The sequence below is a fragment of the Streptomyces sp. A5-4 genome (assembly GCF_051131715.1).
Lineage (GTDB): Bacteria > Actinomycetota > Actinomycetes > Streptomycetales > Streptomycetaceae > Streptomyces.
The window spans coordinates 3,771,316-3,791,083 of record NZ_CP178591.1; the positions used below are offsets into that span (position 1 = coordinate 3,771,316).

19 protein-coding genes, 2 tRNA genes and 1 pseudogene are annotated in these 19,768 nt (G+C 71.7%); 6 read left to right on the plus strand and 16 right to left on the minus strand.

Annotation, left to right across the window (positions count from 1 at the left end; translation table 11 throughout):
* The first annotated feature begins 12 nt into the window (after window positions 1–12).
* Window positions 13–831, plus strand: a complete 819-nt coding sequence (locus tag ACLLJJ_RS17305) for a YceI family protein (protein ID WP_434592133.1) — start codon at window positions 13–15, stop codon at window positions 829–831.
* On the opposite strand, the gene ACLLJJ_RS17310 is transcribed toward ACLLJJ_RS17305, so the two are convergent.
* Both ACLLJJ_RS17310 and ACLLJJ_RS17315 read right to left on the minus strand, forming a co-directional pair.
* Window positions 828–1,148: a hypothetical protein gene (locus tag ACLLJJ_RS17310; RefSeq protein WP_434592136.1), complete on the minus strand. Its 321-nt coding sequence runs from the start codon at window positions 1,146–1,148 to the stop codon at window positions 828–830. The genes ACLLJJ_RS17305 and ACLLJJ_RS17310 overlap by 4 nt on opposite strands.
* 60 nt (window positions 1,149–1,208) lie before the next feature.
* Window positions 1,209–1,946: a GAF and ANTAR domain-containing protein gene (locus ACLLJJ_RS17315; protein WP_434592139.1), complete on the minus strand. Its 738-nt coding sequence runs from the start codon at window positions 1,944–1,946 to the stop codon at window positions 1,209–1,211.
* A 232-nt stretch (window positions 1,947–2,178) separates the two neighbouring features.
* Here ACLLJJ_RS17315 and ACLLJJ_RS17320 point away from each other — a divergent pair.
* Together ACLLJJ_RS17320 and ACLLJJ_RS17325 are read left to right on the plus strand one after the other, a co-directional pair.
* A pseudogene (locus ACLLJJ_RS17320) lies at window positions 2,179–2,394 on the plus strand (STAS domain-containing protein); the annotation flags it as partial.
* Window positions 2,395–2,566: 172 nt separating this feature from the next.
* Window positions 2,567–3,034 (plus strand): PPOX class F420-dependent oxidoreductase, encoded by a 468-nt coding sequence (locus ACLLJJ_RS17325; RefSeq protein ID WP_434592141.1) that lies wholly within the window; start codon window positions 2,567–2,569, stop codon window positions 3,032–3,034.
* A 47-nt stretch (window positions 3,035–3,081) separates the two neighbouring features.
* Here ACLLJJ_RS17325 and ACLLJJ_RS17330 read toward each other — a convergent pair whose 3' ends face one another.
* The 6 genes from ACLLJJ_RS17330 to ACLLJJ_RS17355 form a co-directional block, all read right to left on the minus strand.
* The gene (locus ACLLJJ_RS17330) at window positions 3,082–3,804 is read right to left on the minus strand and encodes a response regulator transcription factor (RefSeq protein ID WP_434592144.1); all 723 of its coding nucleotides are present in this window, start codon (window positions 3,802–3,804) and stop codon (window positions 3,082–3,084) included.
* A 107-nt stretch (window positions 3,805–3,911) separates the two neighbouring features.
* A complete protein-coding gene (locus ACLLJJ_RS17335; RefSeq protein WP_434592147.1) occupies window positions 3,912–4,826 on the minus strand; it encodes an amidohydrolase family protein in 915 nt (304 codons plus the stop codon).
* 155 nt (window positions 4,827–4,981) lie between these two features.
* Window positions 4,982–5,857, minus strand: coding sequence for a DUF2797 domain-containing protein (locus ACLLJJ_RS17340; protein WP_434592150.1), 876 nt, complete (start codon window positions 5,855–5,857; stop codon window positions 4,982–4,984).
* 14 nt (window positions 5,858–5,871) lie between these two features.
* Entirely contained in the window at window positions 5,872–6,003 is a 132-nt protein-coding gene (locus ACLLJJ_RS17345; RefSeq protein ID WP_434592153.1) for a hypothetical protein, read from the minus strand.
* Entirely contained in the window at window positions 5,969–6,262 is a 294-nt protein-coding gene (locus ACLLJJ_RS17350; RefSeq protein ID WP_434592156.1) for a hypothetical protein, read from the minus strand. The genes ACLLJJ_RS17345 and ACLLJJ_RS17350 overlap by 35 nt, the downstream gene beginning before the upstream one ends.
* A 138-nt stretch (window positions 6,263–6,400) precedes the next feature.
* Window positions 6,401–6,820 (minus strand): DUF3291 domain-containing protein, encoded by a 420-nt coding sequence (locus ACLLJJ_RS17355; RefSeq protein ID WP_434592159.1) that lies wholly within the window; start codon window positions 6,818–6,820, stop codon window positions 6,401–6,403.
* An 88-nt stretch (window positions 6,821–6,908) separates the two neighbouring features.
* Here ACLLJJ_RS17355 and ACLLJJ_RS17360 point away from each other — a divergent pair, with 88 nt between their 5' ends.
* Window positions 6,909–7,583: a MerR family transcriptional regulator gene (locus ACLLJJ_RS17360; RefSeq protein WP_434592162.1), complete on the plus strand. Its 675-nt coding sequence runs from the start codon at window positions 6,909–6,911 to the stop codon at window positions 7,581–7,583.
* 78 nt (window positions 7,584–7,661) lie between these two features.
* Here the strand turns inward: ACLLJJ_RS17360 and ACLLJJ_RS17365 are convergent.
* Both ACLLJJ_RS17365 and ACLLJJ_RS17370 read right to left on the minus strand, forming a co-directional pair.
* Window positions 7,662–7,734: transfer RNA gene (locus tag ACLLJJ_RS17365), tRNA-Arg, on the minus strand.
* Between the two features lie 229 nt (window positions 7,735–7,963).
* A tRNA-Ser gene (locus tag ACLLJJ_RS17370) sits at window positions 7,964–8,054 on the minus strand.
* A 210-nt stretch (window positions 8,055–8,264) separates the two neighbouring features.
* Here ACLLJJ_RS17370 and ACLLJJ_RS17375 point away from each other — a divergent pair.
* A complete protein-coding gene (locus ACLLJJ_RS17375; RefSeq protein ID WP_434592165.1) occupies window positions 8,265–8,738 on the plus strand; it encodes an SSI family serine proteinase inhibitor in 474 nt (157 codons plus the stop codon).
* 362 nt (window positions 8,739–9,100) lie between these two features.
* Complete coding sequence (locus ACLLJJ_RS17380) at window positions 9,101–13,270, plus strand: PAS domain-containing protein (RefSeq protein WP_434592168.1); 4,170 nt, start codon at window positions 9,101–9,103, stop codon at window positions 13,268–13,270.
* 99 nt (window positions 13,271–13,369) lie between these two features.
* Here ACLLJJ_RS17380 and ACLLJJ_RS17385 read toward each other — a convergent pair whose 3' ends face one another.
* From ACLLJJ_RS17385 to ACLLJJ_RS17410, 6 genes are all read right to left on the minus strand, one after another.
* The gene (locus ACLLJJ_RS17385; protein ID WP_434592171.1) at window positions 13,370–15,022 is read right to left on the minus strand and encodes a long-chain fatty acid--CoA ligase; all 1,653 of its coding nucleotides are present in this window, start codon (window positions 15,020–15,022) and stop codon (window positions 13,370–13,372) included.
* A gap of 185 nt (window positions 15,023–15,207) precedes the next feature.
* Window positions 15,208–15,750 (minus strand): SigE family RNA polymerase sigma factor, encoded by a 543-nt coding sequence (locus tag ACLLJJ_RS17390; RefSeq protein WP_434592173.1) that lies wholly within the window; start codon window positions 15,748–15,750, stop codon window positions 15,208–15,210.
* A 175-nt stretch (window positions 15,751–15,925) separates the two neighbouring features.
* Window positions 15,926–16,687: a DUF1906 domain-containing protein gene (locus ACLLJJ_RS17395; RefSeq protein WP_434592176.1), complete on the minus strand. Its 762-nt coding sequence runs from the start codon at window positions 16,685–16,687 to the stop codon at window positions 15,926–15,928.
* Window positions 16,688–16,967: 280 nt separating this feature from the next.
* Window positions 16,968–18,134 (minus strand): lipid-transfer protein, encoded by a 1,167-nt coding sequence (locus tag ACLLJJ_RS17400; protein WP_434592179.1) that lies wholly within the window; start codon window positions 18,132–18,134, stop codon window positions 16,968–16,970.
* Window positions 18,131–18,583 carry a MaoC family dehydratase gene (locus ACLLJJ_RS17405; RefSeq protein ID WP_434592182.1) on the minus strand — a complete coding sequence of 151 codons (453 nt, stop codon included), beginning with the start codon at window positions 18,581–18,583 and terminating at the stop codon, window positions 18,131–18,133. Before ACLLJJ_RS17405 ends, ACLLJJ_RS17400 begins: the two co-directional genes overlap by 4 nt.
* Complete coding sequence (locus ACLLJJ_RS17410) at window positions 18,580–19,767, minus strand: acyl-CoA dehydrogenase family protein (protein WP_434592185.1); 1,188 nt, start codon at window positions 19,765–19,767, stop codon at window positions 18,580–18,582. The genes ACLLJJ_RS17405 and ACLLJJ_RS17410 overlap by 4 nt, the downstream gene beginning before the upstream one ends.
* Between the last annotated feature and the right edge of the window lies 1 nt (window position 19,768).

Sequence of the window (19,768 nt, forward strand, 5' to 3'; positions counted from 1 at the left end):
AGAGAAAACGGGATGGGACTTCGCGCACAGGTAAGGACCCGCGACGGTTGGGCCGTACAGCACGCGGTGGTGACCGTGACCGACATGACGGGCACCCAGGTGCTGCGGGCCGACGCGGACGGGGAGGGCGCGGTAAGGACCGACGCCCCCTTGCCCTCCGGTCCTTACACGGTGGTCGTGACGGCCGCCGGTTACGCCCCCGCCGCCTCGACCGCGCTCGTCACGGCGAGCGGCCGGGCGGACGCGGGCACCTTCGTGCTGGCCCGTCAGGGCGGCGTCGAGCTGCCGCCACCGGGCCCCTGGACCATCGACCCGGCGCACTCCTCGGTGGCCGCGGTCGCCCAGCACCTGGGCATCTCCAGCGTGCACGGCCGGTTCACCGGATTCGGCGGGCGCATCGAGATCGCCGAGGACCTGGGCACGTCACGGGTCGACGCGGTCATCGGCGCGGCGAGCATCGACACGGGCAACGGCATGCGCGACGGACACCTGAAGTCGCCCGACTTCCTGGACGTGGAGCAGTTCCCCGAGATCACCTACAGCGGTACGGGCATCACCCCGGCCGGGCCCGACCGGTGGACCGTGCACGGCGAGCTGACCCTGCACGGGGTCGCGCGCCCGGTCGAGCTGGACCTCAGCTACCTGGGGACGGGCCCGGACCCGTGGGGCGGCGTACGGGCGGCCTTCCGCGCGACGGCCGAACTGCGCCGCGAGGACTTCGCCATCAACTACAACCAGGTGGTCCAGGCGGGCATCTCGGCGATCGGCGCGACGCTGCGGGTCGAGCTGAACATCCAGGCGGTGCAGGGGGAGCAGCTGCCGCAGGCCTAGCCCCTCTCCTCCTCGCCGTTCTCCAGGCTGCACACGCACGGCCCCGCCTCGACGTCGTACTGCAGCCCGTCGAGGGCCGGCGCCAGGCCGTCGCTGCTGGCGGCGGTGACCAACCTGCCGCGCCTCCGCATGGTGACGCTGCACGAGTCGGTACCGCCGACCGCGTGCACGGCGAGCTCGGTCAGCTCCTGGAGGAAGGCGTCCAGGCCGTGCCAGTCGGAGAGGGCGCCGTGCGGCGGGGCGAGGTCGAAGCCGTGGCTCCACCCGGTCGCACCCGCCCTGCCGGCCGCCTCGGTCGCACCCGCCGTGTCCCTCATCCGCTTCGCGTGCCCCGGATCGGGTCACTCACCCGGGATGCCCTCCGGATGCGGCGGCCGTCACTCGGGTGTGGCCGCGTCGACGATGCGGGCCGCGATGTCGCGCAGCTTCACATTGCCCTGCTGCGAGGCCCGTACGAGATGCTCGAAGGCCTGTGCCGCGTCGATGTTCAGCCGCCCCATGAGGATGCCGGTGGCCTGTCCGATGACGTCCCGGGTGTGCATGGCCTCGGCGAGCTGCTCCTGCACGGCGGCGGTCTCCAGCGCGATGCCGATGTGCGCCGCCAGCAGCCGGGCGATGTGCGCGGCCCGGTCGTCGAAGGCCTGCGGCTTGCGGGCGTAGAGCGTCAGCACGCTGAAGCTGCGCTGGCGACCGCGCAGACGCAGGAACAGGCCGGACCGGAGGTTGGCCGCGGCGAGTGCCGGGCCGCAGCCCTCCCACGCCGTGGTGTCGTCGATCCGCATGACGGGCGCGGACCGGAGCCCGTCCCAACTGCCGTACGACGCGTCGGCGTCGATGACCCGTACGGTCTCGTCGGTCCAGGCGACCGTGGAGACGCTGCCGGTGCGTTCGACGACGGAGATGCCCGCGCAGTCGGCGCCGGGAACGATCTTCTCGGCCAGCTGTACCGCGGTACGCAACGTGTCGTCCCGGCCCCTGGCCTCGTGCAGGCCGACCGCGGCGGCGGTCAGTGCGTCGGCCAGGACCAGGTCGACGGCGCCGACGAAAGCGGCGGAGGAATCAGGAGAAGAATCGGCATATTCATGCTGATTTTCAGAAATGTCGGACGCAGTCACCACGAACCTCTTCGGCGAGCACGGCCTGGATGAAGCCATGCGCTGGAGAGCTCCGCAGCACATTCCCGACTGCGAGCAAAGGACGGACAGATTCTATCCGCTTCCCGACCGCCTCGAAGCAATAGGGCACACGCTCCACCGAACAGGTTCACCCGTGCTGAAATGGAGCTCCGGGTCAGGAAGCGGCCGACATCCGCACAACGAGGACGCCGGTCGGGTGAGGCCTCCTCCCATGCTCCTGAACCCCTGTGATCTTCCGCACTGCACCCTGGTGAAGCTGCCGCGCGAGATCGACCTCGGCAACTCGCCCCAACTGCACGCGGACCCCGCCCGGATCATCGACGAGCGGACCGGTTCTCTGCACGTCCTGGTCCTGGACCTCACGCACACGACGTTCATCGACACCCGGGGCGTCGAACTCATCACCGCGAGCGAGGAGCGCCTCCGGAAGCGGGGCGCGCCACCTGCGGCTCGCGGTCACCGAGCCGCAGGTGGCGCGGATTCTGGCGCTGACCAATCCGCGCCGGGACGTGCCGGCCTACGCGAGCGTGGCCGAGGCGGTCACGGGCAGGCCGTGGGAGGTCCCGGGACCACGGAGCACCGAGTCGTAGGGTCGCCCCATGACACCGAACATCGCGACCAATACGGCAGTGGAACTCGACCGGTTGCTGGAGTTCGTACGGCCCAGGCACCGGGCGATCCTGCTCACCACCCGCGCGGACGGCACCCCGCAGGGCTCGCCGTTGACGTGCGGCGTGGACGACGCGGGTCGGCTGGTCGCCTCGACCTACCCCGAGCGCGCCAAGACCCGCAACGCCAAACGGAACCCGCGGGCGAGCGTGATCGTCCTGTCGGACGACTGGAACGGGCCCTGGGTGCAGATCGACGGATCGGCGGAGGTCATCGACACCCCGGATTCGGTGGAGCCGCTCGTCGAGTACTTCAGGAACATCTCGGGGGAACACCCGGACTGGGACGAGTACCGGGCCGCCATGCTCAAGCAGGGCAAGTCGATCATCCGGATCACACCGGAGCGCTGGGGCCCAATCGCCACGGGCGGCTTCCCGGCGCGTCTCGCGACGGAGTAGCGGGGAGCGGGTGGGGTGCGGAGGGATACGGCCACCCTCACTCCCACTCACATACCCGGTTTGATCAAATACCCAGCGCCGCGCCGGGTGTGGATCATCGGCTCCCGGCCCGCATCGATCTTCCTGCGCAGATACGAGATGTACAGCTCGACGACATTGGCATGGCCGCCGAAGTCGTAGTTCCACACCCGGTCGAGGATCTGCGCCTTGCTCAGGACACGGCGCGGATTGCGCATCAGGAAGCGCAACAGCTCGAACTCCGTCGCGGTGAGATGGATCCCGTCGCCGCCCCGCGAGACCTCGTGGCTGTCCTCGTCGAGCGCCAAGTCGCCCACTGTCAGCACCGATTCGCTCCGTACGGCCGCCGCCGCGGTCCCCGACCGCCGGATCAGCCCGCGCAGCCGGGCCACGACCTCCTCCAGGCTGAACGGCTTGGTGACGTAGTCGTCGCCGCCCGCCGTCAGCCCCGCGATCCGGTCCTCCACGGAATCCCTGGCCGTCAGGAACAGCACGGGTACGTCGGGCAGTTCGCAGCGCAGCCGCCCGAGGACGGCGAGCCCGTCCATGTCGGGCAGCATCACGTCGAGTACGACCGCGTCGGGCCGGAAGTCGCGCGCCGAACGCACGGCCCCAGCCCCGTCACCGGCGCTGCGGACCTCCCACCCCTCGTAACGCAGGGCCATGGACAGCAGCTCGGCGAGGGACGCCTCATCGTCCACGACGAGCACCCGCACGGGGCTGCCGCCGGGCCTGAGCAGTTCGGTACGCATGCGGCCAGCCTGGGCCCGGCCTCTGAGAGCGCCCTTTCCCATTCCTGTGAATCCCCTGAGAAACGCACGCCGCGCACCACGTCACACCGCGCCGCGGTGCGCCCCTCTCACAGTCCGAACAACCGCGCCGCGTTCCGGTAACAGACCGCCCGAAGCCAGTCGTCCCCCAGCCCCAGCCGCTCAAGCGCCTCCAGCTGGTGCCCATAGGCGTACGGAATATTGGGAAAGTCGGTCCCGAGCAGAATCCGGTCCCCCAGATCGGCCAGCCGCCCCCGCTCGCCCGCCGGAAAGGGCGTGAAGCGCTCGGAGAAGTCGGTGAAGGCCATGGTCGTGTCGAGCCTGACCTCGTCGTACCGCTCGGCGAGGTCGAGGAAGTCGGTGTACTCCGGCATCCCCATATGAGCCACCACGAGCCGCAGCCGCGGATGCCGCGCCAACAGCCGGCCGATCGGCTCCGGCCCGGTGTGCTTGCCGGGCGCGGGCCCGGACCCGCAGTGCGTCACCACGGGGATCGCGGCCTCCGCCAACAACCCCCAGGCCGGATCGAGCAACGTGTCGTTCGCGTCGTACGCCCCGACCTGAATGTGCGACTTGAAGACCCGCGCCCCACGCTCGACGGCCTCCCGTACGTACGCCTCCACCCCTTCCTCCGGAAAGAGCGTCGCCGTATGCAGGCATTCGGGGGTCCTGGCGGCGAAATCGGCCGCCCACCCATTGAGCCATTGCGCCATCCCGGCCTTGTGCGGATAGACCATGGAGGTGAAGTGCCGTACCCCGAATTCCCGGAGCAGCGCGACGCGTTCGTCCTCCTCGTGGCGATAGGTGATGGGCCAGGCCATGCCGGTCAGCGGCCCGGCGGCGTCGAAATAGGCCCACACCTTCTTGAGCACGCGGTCGGGCATGAAGTGCGTGTGTACGTCGATGATCCCCGGCAGCCCGAGCCGCTCCCAGAACCGCACGACGGCAGGCTCGGCGCGGATCGAGGGGGTCGGTTCTTCCGCCGCGACAGGTTGCATGCTCATAACACTCACCCTCGGCTCCCCGCACCGCCCTGTCCACCCTCAGGACCCACAAGACGCACGGGGACGCACAGCCGAGCCGACGAGACGCCTCGGCCGGACCGGCCGGCCGCACTCCTGGCACCCGCGTTGCCCCCGGTCCCCCTCTCGGAAGAGGGTCAGAAGAGCCCTTCCTGCACCGATCCGTCACCCGCGGCCTCAACCTCCCGCACCGGCACGGTAGTCACCCCGCCCCCGCCGGTCAGCGCCCACCCGGACATGAGCCGCGTGTCCAGCACAAGCACCCCGCCCTCCGTACCGGCTGTCGTCTCCACGAGATGCAGATCGGGCCCGGCCGCCGCCACCAGCCGCCCCGCCACGACCCCGCCCGCGGTCAGCTCGCTCACCACCCGCGTCAGCGGCGCCAGCCCCGCCAGCGCGAAGGCCCCGGAGTGGTCCACTGCCTCGAACGTCACCCGCTCCAGCGAATCCGGCCACCCGTCCAGCGCCACGGCCCGCCGATGCAACTCCCCGATCTCCGCGACCCGCTCGGGCCACCCGGGCAGGTCGTGCCGCACGGCCCGCTTCTTCGCGTACGGAATCCGGTCGGGCACCCCGAGCGCGGCCCGCAGCAGCTCCTCGGTCCGCCGCGCCGCCATCAGAGGCCCCCGCCCGAGCCAGCTGAACGCCACGGCCCCCTGCTCCAACAGGCGTACGGATCCGCGCTCCTCGGCGGTGATCCCGACCTTGGCCATCCCCGCCCCGAACCACGCCAGGTACACCCGGTACGTCCGCGGATCGTCGGGTACCCCGTCGGCCGCGACCGAGAACGCCCGGTCCAGCCGCGCACACTCCGCACACCGCGCCTGCGAGGCCCGCCCCGCGACCACAGTCCCGAGCGGACACGCATTTCCCCGCGCCCCCACGCAGCGGCGCTCGCCCACGACCCGAAAGCCGATCTCCTTCCCGTACGACAGCGGGCTCACCCGCCCGCGGTCCCACCGCAGCACAGGCACCCCGTCGGGCCACCCGAGCCCCGCACTTCGCCACTCCACAGCCGCACCCCCTCTCAGCACCTCGGCCAAGGAAGAACGTAGACGGGTGCGCCATCGGCGTCGGACCCGGTCTGCCGCATGCGGCCGCGCTTGATCAGCATGCGCACGCAGTCATGGGCACGGGCCTGCGGCAGCCCGGTGCGCACCGCGATCTCCTCCAGCCGAGAGTGCGCCCCGCCCCGCAGGAGCGCCGGGGGCCAGGTACGCGGCCACCGCGTGGACGTCTTCGGTGACCACCAGGGTCTTCGCCTGCCAGAGAGCAAGCAGCTCCTGCGGCGTCATCGCGGGCCCGTCGGCCTCGGCGGCGACGGGCTGGAAGCGGTCGGCGACCCGGTCCAGCGAGTCGGCGATGCGATGCAGCGCGTGGGCCATCGAGTCCTGGCTACGACTGACCTGGGTCCGCATGTCCTGCTCGTAGATCGAGCATCACCTCCACCTCGAACCTAGGCACGAGCGAACGCAACTCCCGCGGTTCAAAAAGAAGTTCACTCGATGGGTGACAGGAAGCGTCAATTCCGCGGCGGAACCGAGCCCGGCGAACGGTCAGGAGGCCTGGCCCTCGGCGGCGTCGGTCCGCGCCTGGTCCGCCAGTCGGCGCTCGGCCTCGTCCCAGCTGATCGGCAGTTCCTCGACCGGGACCTCCCAGAAGGTGAACGTCGAGCGGAGCATGGTCGGGCGCAGCCCGGTCATGATGCCGCGGTGCGGCTCGGCCTGCGCGTACGCGTGGATCGCGTCCCGGCTCTCCCACGCGGACAAGGTGCGGAAGACGCGCTTCGTCGGCCGCGCGACGAGAGAAGCCCCGAACACTCCCGGCGCGGACTGCAGCTGCCGCCACGCGGCGAACGACTTGAGGAAGAAACGCGGTACGTCCTTGAGCGACCGCACCTCGAAGGTGGAGGCCATGACAACGGCGCGGGTGTGCGGCGGGGCGGGGTTGGGCGTGACCCAGGGCACTGTCGGCATCGCACTTCTCACCTTCGTAGATTGGGTAGTGGCAGTATCCATATTAGAGAGTGTCACTCTCTAATTGCTAGACGAGAGCGAGAAACAGGTGCGGATTTCCGAGCTGGGCCGCCGCAGCGGGGTGCCGATCACGACCATCAAGCACTACCTGCGCGAAGGCCTGCTGCCCCCCGGCCGGGCGACGTCCGCGACCCAGGCCGAGTACGGGGAGCCGCACCTGCGCCGCCTCCGGCTGGTCCGCGCACTCATCGGCGTTCGAGGACTGTCGGTCGACACCACCAAGGAACTGCTGAGAGCGGTGTCGGAGAACGAGACCGACACCCACCAACTGCTCGGCCTGGTCCTGGGCGCGAGGCCGGCCACCGGGCCAGGACCCGGAACCGTTGCCGTCGACGCCGACCCCGACCCCGACCCCGACCCCGACACCACCACCGCCACCACGGCCGACATCGGCACCGACGCACTGCTGACGGAGATGGGCTGGTCGGTCTCGGAACACGCCCCCGCCAAGGAAGTCGTCGCGACGACCTTGGAGACCCTGCGCTCCCTCGGCATGGACTACGACTGGCGGTCCCTCGTCCCCTACGCCGCCCTCGCCGAGCGCACCGCGGCACTGGACCTCGACCAACTGACCGAGACCGCCGACCCCCTCGAACGGGCCGAACGGGCCGTACTGCTGACCGTGTTGCTGGAGCCCGCGCTGCTGGCCCTGCGACGCCTGGCCCAGGAGGACGAGTCGGCCAAGCGCTACGGCACCGGCTGACCCGGTTGCCGCACCTCACCGACCGCGGCTACGACAAAGCCCCCGCCCGGATGACCCGGCGGGGGCTTTGACCTGCTGTGCACTCGGCAGGATTCGAACCTGCAACCTTCTGATCCGTAGTCAGATGCTCTATCCGTTAAGCTACGAGTGCTTGGCGTTCGGGGCGTTTCTTGCCCCGTCTGCGTTGCGAGAACAACATTACATGACCTGCGCCGCCATACGAAATCCATTACCCGCACCCCATGTGAGCTGCGGAAACAGCCTTCTGGGCGCCCCTTGCGCGAGCCCTCGAAGAGCACTCGAACGGCCCTGGGTGACGAGGGACGGCCGTGGACGGCCGAAGCCCCGGTCCTGGGGACCGGGGCTTCGGTGATCACACGCGGAGGCGGAGGGATTTGAACCCTCGATGGGCTTTAAGACCCAAACCGCATTAGCAGTGCGGCGCCATAGACCGGACTAGGCGACGCCTCCAGCACACTCTCTCGCCTGCGCGAGTGGGTGCGTGCAGATGATGTCACAGCCTTGCGGGCTGTCACCAATCGCTGCCCACGGTACTAGGCGGCCCTGCCGCAGAGCAAAACCGTTCCTGTTGCGCAACGCCGGGGGCTGTGGCGCGTTAGAGGGAGCAGGGAGTCCCGTTCCTTCGTGTTCCCGCGCACCCCCCACGTCCTAGGAGCCCGCATGCTGCGCCGCCTCGTTCTCACCGCCGCCGCGTCCGTCGCCGCGCTGTCCGTCACCGCGCCCGGCGCCCTCGCCGTCGGCGCTCCCCTCCCCGTGCCGCTGATCCACGCCGGGGAGGACCTGCTCACCGTGACCACATCCGAGACCGGGAGCCCGGAAGCCGACGCGACGTACAAGCTTCAGTGCGGGCCCGCCGGGGGCAGCCACCCGCGGGCGCAGGCCGCCTGTGACCGGCTCGGGGAGCTGGCCGGGCAGGGCAGGGACCCCTTCGCGCCGACGCCCGAGGGGCAGATGTGCACGCAGCAGTACGGCGGGGCCGCCACCGCCCGGGTCACCGGGATCTGGCAAGGGCGGCCCGTCGACGCCGTCTTCGGCCGCGGCGACGGCTGCGAGATCTCCCGCTGGAATTCCATGACCCCGGTGCTGCCGGTGCTTCCCGTCGCGCCGGTCCTGCCGAAAGCCCTGTCCCAGTAGCCGTCACAGCGCCCAGTGCGCGGCTCCCGGTGCGCAGCTCCCGCGTCCGTTCCTGACGCCCCTGCCAGGAACGGGCGCAGGAACAGACACAGGGGGGCAGGAACGGACACTCAAAGCGGTCCGGGCAGCCCTTCCGGCGGCGGTTCCGGCCCCGGTGACAGGGGACTCGTACCAGGTCACGACGGGTGCGACGGGCCCAGTTGTGCGCCCGCGCGCACACAACCTCGGTGAGAGCTCCCCCTCATCCGCCGTCACGCGGCCTTCCCCTGCCTTTAGACTCCCTCCAGTGACAGCACGCGAACCCAGGGGCAAGATGGGAGCGGCTGTCGGCAAGGTGCAGTAGTCAGGGAGGAACAGTCGTCGTGAGCAGCAGGCCATCCCGAGGCGCTGCTCGCCTCGCGGCGATACTCGACGCGCTCCCGGACGGGCTGTTGCTCGTCAATTGCAACGGCACCGTCGTGAACGCCAACACCATCGCTCTGGAGACGTTCGAGTCGCCGGGCACCGGACTGGTCGGGCGCGGGCTGCTCGATCTGTTGCCGGGGTTCGACTCGAAGCTGATCCCGGGGTCGATGCGGCGGGCGGACGGCGCCGACGAGCAGGGGCGTACGAAGCCCACCAGGATGATGGCGCGGCGCACCGACGGGACAGAGCTCCCGGTCGAGGTGACCAGCGCGAATCTGGCGGACGGCGGCGACGCCTTCCGGGACGCGCACTACGACCGGCAGAGCTTCACCGGCGACGAGCTCCTGATGCTCGTCGTACGGGACCTGTCGGGCGCCATGGACACCGAGGCGGAGCTGGCCCGTTCGCAGCGCCAGACCGAGATGATCCTGCGGGCCGCATCGGAAGGTGTGGTCGGTACGGACACGGACGGCCGGGTCGTCCTGGTCAATCCGGCCGCCGCGCAGATCCTCGGCTACCGGGCGAGCGACCTGGGTGGCAGGGAACTGCACCCGCTCGCCGTGCACTCGCGCGCCGACGGCACCCCCTTCACGTACGAGGAGTCACCGCTCGCCGACACCCTCAAGTCCGGGCGCAAGCACCGGGTGCGCGGGCAGGTGCTGTGGGCGAAGAACGGCAAGGCCGTTCCCGTCGACCTGACGACCGCTCCGGTGCGCGACGGTGACCAGCTCGTCGGCGCGGTGATGACCTTCACGGACCGCCGCCCGTACGACGAACTGATCGAAGAGCACGCCGAAGCGCTCGCACGCGAAACCCGGCTGCACGACGAACTGGTCGAAAAGCACACCGAAGCGCTCGCACGGGAAACTCAGATCCGTGACGAACTGATCGAGAAGCACGCCGAGGCGCTCGCCCAGGAGACCTCGCGGTACGAGGAGATGGCCGGTCGGCAGGCCCAGCTGACCGCCGTCCTGGGCGACTCGCTGCGCGGGCCGCTGGAGGAGCTGCGCGGCGAGCTGGGGGCGCTCGCCGCCGACCCGGCGGGCCAGCTGTGGCCCGAGGCGAACCAGATCCTGCACCACCTGGCCGCCGGATACGCCCGGATGACCACCCTCGTCGACAATGTGCTCGGCTTCCAGCGGCTCATGGCGGGCACGGCGCGGCTGGACAAGCAGAAGGTGCTCCTCGACGCGGTCGTGGCGGCCGGTGTGGAAGGTGCCATCGAGCTGATCGGGCCGGGCCGTGCGCAGTTCGCGGTGCACGCGCCCCCGATAGAGGCCGAGGTGGACGCGGTCCGGCTGGCGAAGGCTCTCGCGCATCTGGTCGCCGACGTGGCCGGGGTCGACTCGACGGGCAAGGCGCCCGCCGCGCCGGCCGGCGGCGGCTACCTGGACTCGACGATCGTGGTGGCGGCGGCGCAGCGCGGCGACGTCGTACGTATCGAGGTGCGCGGGCCGTACGCCGGGGGAGACCCGGTGCACGAGCCCATCGTGCGGGGCATCGTGCAGGCGCACGGTGGCGTGCTGCAGACGCACGAGGTGCCGGGGATGGGCGGGAGTGCGTACGTACTCGAAGTCCCCCTCGGCGACGGTGCGGGGACGGTCGCCGTCGCGGTGCCGCAGCCCACGGGCCGGGACGACGCGCCCGTCTCGGCGCACCTGCCGGGACAGCAGACGGGTACGGACGGGGCCGGGCGGCGCGCCCGGCGGGCCTCCACCGACGCGTTCCTCGGCAACGAGCAGCACGAGAGCGGCGCGAGCGACACAAGCGGAGAGAGCAGCCGGAACGGGCGGTCGGGCGAGAGCCCCGCTGCCGGTGCCGATGGGGAGCAGGTCCCGCCGACCGGTCGGCGCAGGGCGCGGCGCGATGCGCCGGAGGAGTCCGCCGACGGTCAGCAGCAGCGCATTCCGGCCCAGAATTCGGGCGAGGGTTCCGGGCCCGGCTCGGGCGGCACCGGGCGCAGGCGTGGCCGGCCCAGCCAGGTCGAGGAGCCGACGGGCGCCGCCGGCGGGGTCGGCAGTGACGTGGAGCTGCGTGCCATCGCTCCCGCCGGCCGGGTCCCGGCGCCTTCCGAGGGCTCGGTCGTGACAGCCGCCGAGGGGGCGCACGGCACCGGGCGCGCGGCGCTCGGCGAGACGGTGCCGCCCCAGGGCGTGCCCACCGATGCCCCGAGCCCGACAGGGCGCCGCGCACGACGTGGTGCGGAAGGGGCGTACGACGGCCCTCACGCGCTCCCCGCCCTCCCTGCCGCGCCCTCCGCCGGGAGCAACGCCCCACAGCAGCAGGCCCCGCAACAGCACACCCCGCAGCAACAGCAGGCAGCCGGACGGCGTGCCCGCAGGGCGCTCGCCCCGGCGCAGGAGCGGTCCGGCGAAGGACAGAGCCAGGCCCAGGGCGGTGCGCGGATCGCGTTCGCGCTGCCTCCGGCCGAGGCCGACCGCGTGCCGCCGACGGCCGGTGCGGCGGACGCCTCGCTGCCGGGTCGCCATGACGCCGCGCGGTCCGACCACGGCGCCGACCACACCCCGCCGCAGCCGCATCCGGTGACCAACCCGACGGGTCGGCGCAGGGCGCGGCAGGACGGGCAGCAGCAGCCCGCACAATCCCCGCAGCTCCCCGACGACGCCGCGCCGCAGAACGCACAGCCCGCACAGCCCGCACAGGCAACGCCGGCTGCTCCGGCGGCACATGTCACCCCGGACCCGCGCGAGGCCCCGGACGCACCCGACGCGCCCATCCACGACGCCGCTGTCGCCGCGCCCCAGAGCTGGGCCGCAGCCGGCGGGACGGCCCCCGTCGGGGCAACCACCACCGCGGTCGGGTCGACACAGACCTGGCCCGCGTCGGCGGGCGCGGACGCGCACGGGGACGACGAGGAGGACGGCGACGACGAGGGCGACAACGGCGGGAACCCCAACCCGCTCGCCCCAGCCACCACGCCCACCCCCGCCCCCGGGCACCCGCAGTCGCGCGCCGCACAGCCGTTGCCCCCGGCCCAGCCGCTGCCTGCCGAGGCGTCCACACCCGCGCCGGAGCCCGCCGACTCGACGCAGGGGCGCGCGTTCAGCGTGCGCACCCTCGGGCAGGGCATGCCCTTCGCGCAGCAGATCGCCCAGCAGCAGAACCAGACGCTCGGCTCCGGTCGTCGCCGCAAGCTCTCCGAGCGGCAGCAGGCGGAGCCGTCCCCGTCCGCCGAGTCCCCCGCACCGGACGACGAGCCCACCGCCCCCCGCCCCCAGCCCCAGGGCCCGCCCCACCAGCGGCTGCCGGCGCAGGCCGAGGGACGGGCGTACGCCATAGGAGCACCGGACGAGGGCTCCGAGGGCCCCGAGCCGCTGGACGGGCCCAACGGCGCCGTGGAGGTGGCCAATCGGCCCCAGCCGCGGCCCGTCGACGACGAACTGCCCCCCGAGCCGCTCGACAACCCTCGCCGTCTGCTGGTCTGGCCGGCCCCCGACGTCTCCACCCAGCAGGCGCTCAGCGACCGCGGCTACCGCCCGGTGATCGTGCACTCCCGTGAGGAGGTCGACGCACAGATCGCCGCCTTCCCCGCGGCTCTCTTCGTCGACCCGCTGACCGGGCCGATCACCCGTACCGCGCTCCAGTCCCTGCGCCGGGCGGCCGTCGCCGCCGAGGTCCCGGTGCTGGTCACGGCCGGGCTCGGGCAGGCGACGCGCGAAGCGGCGTACGGCGCCGACCCCGCCGTACTGCTGAAGGCACTCGCACCGCGCGACAGCGAGCAGCACCCGCCGCGCGTGCTGCTCATCGAGGAGCACGAGGAGATCGCGCTCGCGCTGACGGCGACGCTGGAGCGGCGCGGCATGCAGGTCGCACGCGCGGCGACCGACACCGAGGCGGTCACGCTGGCGACGCAGCTGCGGCCGAACCTGGTGGTGATGGACCTGATGCAGGTACGCCGCAGGCGCGCCGGGATCGTGGACTGGCTGCGGGCGAACGGGCAATTGAACCGCACCCCGCTGGTCGTCTACACCTCGGCCGGCCTCAGCGAGAACGAGCTTCCCCGGCTCGCCTCCGGCGAGACGGTCCTCTTCCTCGCGGAGCGCTCCACCAGCAGTGACGTGCAGGGCCGCATCGTGGACCTGTTGGCGAAGATCGGCACCAACTGAGCCGTAGGTACGTTGACATCGCGCGAGACGGCAGAAGGGCCCCGCACCGTCGCGGGGCCCTTCTGCCGTTCGTTCAGCGTCCGCCCCCGGAGGGCGGGGTCAGAGCTGCGTGACGTCCAGCTCGCCCGCCGCGTACTGCTTGCGGATCACCTTCTTGTCGAACTTGCCCACGCTGGTCTTCGGGACCGCCTGGATGATCGCCCAGCGCTCCGGCAGTTGCCACTTCGCGATCCGGCCGCCCAGGAACGATTTCAGCTCCTCGTAGCCCGCCGTCGCCCCTTCCTTCAGCACCACGGTGGCCAGGGGCCGCTCGCCCCACTTGTCGTCCGGCACGGCGACGACCGCCGCCTCCGCGACGTCCGGGTGGGCCATCAGCGCGTTCTCCAGCTCGACGCTGGAGATCCACTCGCCGCCGGACTTGATGACGTCCTTGGCCCGGTCGGTGAGGGTGAGGAAGCCGTCGGCGCTGATCACGCCGACGTCGCCGGTCTTGAGCCAGCCGTCCTCGCTGAACTTGTCGGCGGGCTTGAAGTCCTCGCCGCCCGCGCCGCCGTAGTACGCGCCCGCGATCCATGCACCGCGCACCTCCAGCTCACCGGCCGACTCACCGTCCCAGGCGAGACTCTCGCCCGCGGGGCCCCGCAGCCGGGCCTCGACGCCGGCCGGGAAGCGGCCCTGGGTGACGCGGTACGGCCACTCCTCCTCGGCGGTGAGACCGGCGGGCGGGTTGGCCATGGTGCCGAGCGGTGAGGTCTCCGTCATGCCCCAGGCCTGACAGAGCCGCACACCGAGCTTGTCGTACGCCTCCATGAGGGCCGGCGGGCAGGCGGCGCCGCCGATGGTCACGGTCGCCATCGAGGAGAGGTCGCGCGGGTTGGCGGTGACTTCGGCGAGCAGACCCTGCCAGATCGTGGGGACGGCCGCCGCGTGCGTCGGCTTCTCGCGCTCGATCATCTCGGCCAGCGGGGCGGGCTGCAGGAAGCGGTCCGGCATGAGCATGTTGACGCCGGTCATGAACGTGGCGTGCGGCAGGCCCCAGGCGTTGACGTGGAACTGGGGCACGACCACGAGGGTGGTGTCCCGGTCCGTCAGACCCATCGACTCGGCCATGTTGACCTGCATCGAGTGCAGGTAGATGGACCGGTGCGAGTAGACGACGCCCTTGGGGTCGCCGGTGGTGCCCGAGGTGTAGCAGAGGGCGGCGGCGGTGCGCTCGTCCAGTTCGGGCCAGTCGTACGTGGTGGGGCGGTCCGCGATCAGCGTCTCGTACTCGTGCACCCGCACGTTCGGCGCGACACCGTCGAGGAGCGAACGGTCGCCGGGGCCCGACACGATCACATGCTCGATGGTCGGCAGGTGCGGGAGGATCGGCGCGAGCAGCGGCAGCAGGGAGCCGTTGGCGATGACGACGCGGTCGGCCGCGTGGTTGACGATCCAGATCAGCTGCTCGACGGGCAGCCGCAGATTGAGGGTGTGGAGCACGGCGCCCATGGAGGGGATCGCGAGATACGCCTCCACGTGCTCGGCGTTGTTCCACATCAGTGTCGCGACGCGCTGGTCGCCGACGACTCCGAGTTCGTCGCGCAGGGCGTTCGCGAGTCGGCCCGCCCGCTCGCCGACCTCGGCGAAGCTGCGGCGACGCGGCTCGCTCTCACCGGTCCAAGTGGTGACCTGTGAGTGACCGTGGATCGTCATCCCATGATTCAGAATGCGGGTCACGGTCAGTGGTACGTCCTGCATGGTGCTCAGCACGGCGTCCTCCCGGTGGGCGCTACGCGGCAGTAAGGTTCCGCTGATTCTGCGCACGTACCGCTCGGTATGTCACTAGTTTCGGGAGTAATTCGGGAGCAATTCGGGAGTACGAGCCCGATGCGGGCGCGGCGCGGGTGCGATGCCGCGCGGGATGCGGGCGCGGGAATCCCGTGATTCCCGGGCGATCAGCGGACCGTCGCCAGCTCCGGGTCCTCGCGGAGCTTGCCGAGCGCCCGGGACACCGCACTCTTGACCGTGCCGACGGACACCCCGAGCACCTCGGCCGTCTGGGCCTCGCTCAGATCCTCGTAGTAACGCAGGACGACCATCGCGCGCTGTCGCTCCGGCAGCTTGACGACCGCACGCCACATCGCGTCGTGCAGCACCTGCTGCTCGGCGGGGTCGGTGGCCGGGACGGCCTCGGGCTCGGGCAGTTCCTCGCAGGCGAACTCGTCGACCTTGCGCTTGCGCCACTGCGAGGTGCGGGTGTTGAGCAGGGCGCGGCGGACGTAACCGTCGAGGGCCCGGTGGTCCTCGATGCGGTCCCAGGCGACATAGGTCTTGGTGAGCGCGGTCTGCAGCAAATCCTCCGCGTCGCACGGGTTCGCGGTGAGCGAGCGGGCCGTGCGCAGCAGGACCGGCCCCCGGGCTCGTACGTACGTGGAGAACGAGGGGTAGGGCGTCGGCGTCGCTGCCTTGGATGCGCTGGTGCAGACAAGCGTGGTCATAGGTCCAAGCTAGGAGTGGGCACTACCGTTGCGGATCGGCCCCAGGTCCCGAAGGTGGGTCCGCCTCAGGTTGTAGTGCTGGGGCCTGCCCCACCTCCTGAAGGTGGAGGGAGCGCCCGTTTCCGTAAGGGTCGGATCTCGGGGGCGCGTGGGGCAGGCGGGCCTTCTTCGCAGGTCAGCGGCGGATGAGGGCGACCGGGGCGTCCACGTTGTTGCGATCGATGCTGATGCGTCGGCCGCCGTGCTTCTCCGTCACATTGCCCGCGTACTGGTGGATCCGGCGGTGCGGGTGCCAGGCACGCGGGGACAGGGACGGCTCCCGGTAAAGGGACGACGAGGTGCGCCAGCGGGCGAACCACATGACCGTCGGCAGGTCCTTGACCCCCGCCCTGCGGGCGCGCTCCACATGGCGCACTCCGGAATCGGCGCTGCTGTAGAAGCCGGGGACGTATCCGTAGTGGCGCACAGTGCGGTTCCAGCCGCGCACGAAGTCGAGGGTGGTGCGGGCGCATCGGCTGTTGCGCAGGTCGTACGCCTCCATGTCGAGGTAGAGGGCGCTGCCCCGGTCCATGCCGTACGCCTTGGCGCGCCGGACGGCGTGCGCGCCCTCCCGCTTGCCCTGGCGCCAGGGGGCGCGGCCCATCCTGACGGCCTTCTTGTTCTTGGCCAGTACGCAGGGCGACTGCGAGCCGACGAAGATGGGCAGCATCCGCCAGCCCATCGTGTCCACGGCCGACACCCAGCGCCTGCTGAGGTTCGGCTGCTTCTGGCAGGCCCGGCCGCGGCCCGCGTAGTAGACGCCGACGGCCCGGTAACGGGAGGAACGCCAGGCGCGCATGGTCGTGAGGGTGGGAGCGGTGCAGGTGTCGAAGGCCCAGCCACGGAAGTACAGGGGGCGGAGCGCGGGGGCGGGGGCAAGGGGCGCGGGAGCGGGCATGGGGGGCGCGGGAGCGGGCGCGGGCGCCCTGCCGAGTACGGGTGCGGGTGCCGCCGCTGTCCGGAGCCCCCGTGCCGCTGATTCCGGCCCTGCTTGCGGCTCTGCTTCCGGTCCTGCTTGCGGTCGCGTTTGCGCTCGTGCCTGATCCGATGCGGTCGGCACGCCGACCGTGACGGCCAGCACGAGCGCGTATCCGAGGAGGCGCAATGCCCACAGTCGTAGGTTCATAGGGAGAGTTAAGGTGCCCACCCCCACGCGGAGCGGCTCTCACACCCCACCCTCAGCCATCCGCCCCCAAGATCAACCCGGACGTGGGAACCCCGGTGCCCGCGGTGACCAGAGTCGTGGCCGCGTCGGGCACCTGGTTCACCGAAGTACCGCGCAGTTGCCGGACCGCCTCCGCGATGCCGTTCATGCCGTGCAGATACGCCTCGCCGAGCTGACCGCCGTGCGTGTTGAGCGCCAGGCCGTCCGCGGCGACGAAGTCCGCGGCTTCACCGGGGCCGCAGAATCCGAACTCCTCCAGCTGCATCAGCACGAACGGTGTGAAGTGGTCGTAGAGGATGCCCACATCGATGTCGGAGGGGCCGAGGCCCGACGTGCGCCAGAGCTGACGGGCGACCACATCCATCTCGGGCAGCCCCGTGAGACCGTCGCGGTAGAAGCTGGTCATCGCCTCCTGACGGCGGCCCGCGCCCTGCGCCGCCGCCGTGATCACGGCCGGCCGCTGCGCGAGGTCCCTGGCACGCTCCACACTCGTCACCACGATCGCCTGCCCGCCGTCGGTCTCCTGACAGCAGTCGAGGAGCCGCAGCGGCTCGACGATCCAGCGCGACGCGGCATGGTCGGCGAGGGTGATGGGCTTGCCGTAGAAGTACGCCGCCGGGTTCCGCGCGGCATGTCGACGGTCCGTGACGGCGACATGGCCGAAGGCCTCGGGCGTCAGGTTGTACGTATGGAGATAGCGCTGGGCGGCCATGGCGACCCAGGACGCCGGGGTGAGCAGCCCGAACGGCAGCGACCAGCCGAGCGCGGCGCCCTCGGCGGACGGCTCGCGGTGCTGCACCCCGGAGCCGAACCGGCGTCCTGAGCGCTCGTTGAACGCCCGGTAGCAGACGACGACTTCGGCGACTCCGCTCGCCACGGCGAGGGCGGCCTGCTGCACGGTGGCACAGGCCGCGCCGCCGCCGTAGTGGACGCGGGAGAAGAAGGACAGCTCGCCGATGCCGGCCGCCTGGGCGACGGTGATCTCGGGGTTGGTGTCCATGGTGAACGTGACCATGCCGTCGACATCGGCGGGCGTGAGCCCGGCGTCGTCGAGGGCCGCCCGCACCGCCTCGACGGCCAGCTTCAGCTCGCTGCGCCCGGAGTCCTTGGAGAACTCGGTCGCCCCGATGCCGACGATCGCCGCCTTCCCACCCAGTGTGTCGGCGCCACGTAAGCTCATCGGTCCCCTCCCGGGACGGCAGATGGAACGGCCGACGGGACGGCCGGCCGGGTGGTCTGCGAAGCGGCGGGCAGGGCGACGCGCACTGTTCCGGTGACGTGGTTGCCGACCCCGTTGGCGCCGACGACCCGCACCTCGGTGGTGCCGTCCTTGTCGACCGCCACCACGGTGCCCGTGAGAACCATGGTGTCGCCGGGGTAATTGGGGGCCCCGAGGCGGATCTTCACGGCGCGCAGCCGGGCCTCGGGACCGAAGTGGTCGGTGATGTACCGGCCGACCAGGCCGTTGGTGGTCAGGATGTTCATAAAGATGTCGGGGGAGCCCTTCTCCCGCGCGGCCTCGGCGTCGTGGTGCACGTCCTGGTAGTCGCGGGAGGCGACGGCGCCCGCGACGATCAGTGTGCGGGTGATCGGGATCTCCAGCGGTGGCAGCTCGTGGCCGACTCTCATACCGGCCACTCCTCTTGGTCCCGCTTCACTGGTCGCTCCTGTCTCTCTTCCCGGCCCGCCATGCCTTCCGGCGCCGCATCCGCCAGCAACCCGCCCAGTTCCGCGAGCAGTTCACTGCCACAACCCAGGTAGGCGTCGAGCTGCCGGCCCCAAAGGAAGTGCCGGTGGACGGGGTGTTCCAGGTCCGCGCCCGCGCCGCCGTGCAGATGCTGCCCGGTGTGCACCACCCGCTGCCCCGCCTCCGACGCCCACCACGCCGCGGTCAGCGCGTGCTCGGCGAACGGCAGGCCCGCGTCGTGGCGCCAGGCGGCCTCGTACGCCGTGACACGTATCGCCTCGGTGTCCATGTACGCGTCGGCGGCCCGCAGCAGCACGCCCTGGTTGGTGGCGAGCGGGTGGCCGAACTGCTCGCGCGTGGAGGTGTGGGCGACGGCCCGCGCGAGGGACCCCGCGCACACCCCGGCCTGCAGCCCCGCGAAGGCCGTCCGGCTCACCGCCAGCACCTGCTCGTACGCGCCGGGCCCCGGCCCACCCAGCCGTTCGCCCGGTGTCCCGGTGAGCGTGAGCCGGCCCGCGGACCAGGGCGCGGTGGTCTCCACCGGCTCGACCCCCACGGTCGCGTCCGCCGTCGATACGAGCCAGAGCCCCCGGTCCGCGTCGGGGACCAGCACCCACGCGGCCTCCCGCAGCCACGGCACGACGGGCGCGGTGCCGGACAGTCGCGCGGTGCGCGCCCTGCCGTTCGGGTCCGTGGCGAACTCCGGGCCGGTCGGGGAGGCGCAAGCCGCCGCGCCGACCGGCCCGCCGGACGCGTCGGCCCGTATCGCTCCCCGGGCGGGGAAGGCCCCGGTTACCACCGCCGTGCCCGCACCGATCGCGGGCAGCAGCCGGGCCCGCTGCTCCCGGGTGCCGTGCGCGGCCACCGCCAGCAGCCCGTAGACACCTGTCGCCGCGAACGGGACCTGCGCCGTGGTCCGGCCCTGCTCCTCCAGGAGCAGCACCAGGCCGAGCAGCCCCGTCTCCTCGACCGCCGCGGGCAGCCCCGCCGCGCAGAGCTCCTTCCACAGACCGGCGTCCGTGCCGGTCCCGGCCGCGGTCAGCCTCTCGTGCGTCGACAGGTCCCCGAATATTCGCGCCGCGAGGTCCCGCGCCGCCGTCTGCTCCTCGGTGGGTGTGAAGTCCATG

Coding starts and splice junctions, on each gene's coding strand:
- ACLLJJ_RS17330 (WP_434592144.1), bottom strand. CDS start 3,804: ATGCGTACCGAACTGCTCAGGCCCGGCGGCAGCCCCGTGCGGGTGCTC.
- ACLLJJ_RS17325 (WP_434592141.1), top strand. CDS start 2,567: ATGACACCGAACATCGCGACCAATACGGCAGTGGAACTCGACCGGTTG.
- ACLLJJ_RS17405 (WP_434592182.1), bottom strand. CDS start 18,583: ATGAGAGTCGGCCACGAGCTGCCACCGCTGGAGATCCCGATCACCCGC.
- ACLLJJ_RS17355 (WP_434592159.1), bottom strand. CDS start 6,820: ATGCCGACAGTGCCCTGGGTCACGCCCAACCCCGCCCCGCCGCACACC.
- ACLLJJ_RS17390 (WP_434592173.1), bottom strand. CDS start 15,750: ATGACCACGCTTGTCTGCACCAGCGCATCCAAGGCAGCGACGCCGACG.
- ACLLJJ_RS17305 (WP_434592133.1), top strand. CDS start 13: ATGGGACTTCGCGCACAGGTAAGGACCCGCGACGGTTGGGCCGTACAG.
- ACLLJJ_RS17400 (WP_434592179.1), bottom strand. CDS start 18,134: ATGAGCTTACGTGGCGCCGACACACTGGGTGGGAAGGCGGCGATCGTC.
- ACLLJJ_RS17395 (WP_434592176.1), bottom strand. CDS start 16,687: ATGCCCGCTCCCGCGCCCCTTGCCCCCGCCCCCGCGCTCCGCCCCCTG.
- ACLLJJ_RS17335 (WP_434592147.1), bottom strand. CDS start 4,826: ATGAGCATGCAACCTGTCGCGGCGGAAGAACCGACCCCCTCGATCCGC.
- ACLLJJ_RS17310 (WP_434592136.1), bottom strand. CDS start 1,148: ATGAGGGACACGGCGGGTGCGACCGAGGCGGCCGGCAGGGCGGGTGCG.
- ACLLJJ_RS17375 (WP_434592165.1), top strand. CDS start 8,265: ATGCTGCGCCGCCTCGTTCTCACCGCCGCCGCGTCCGTCGCCGCGCTG.
- ACLLJJ_RS17350 (WP_434592156.1), bottom strand. CDS start 6,262: ATGCGGACCCAGGTCAGTCGTAGCCAGGACTCGATGGCCCACGCGCTG.
- ACLLJJ_RS17410 (WP_434592185.1), bottom strand. CDS start 19,767: ATGGACTTCACACCCACCGAGGAGCAGACGGCGGCGCGGGACCTCGCG.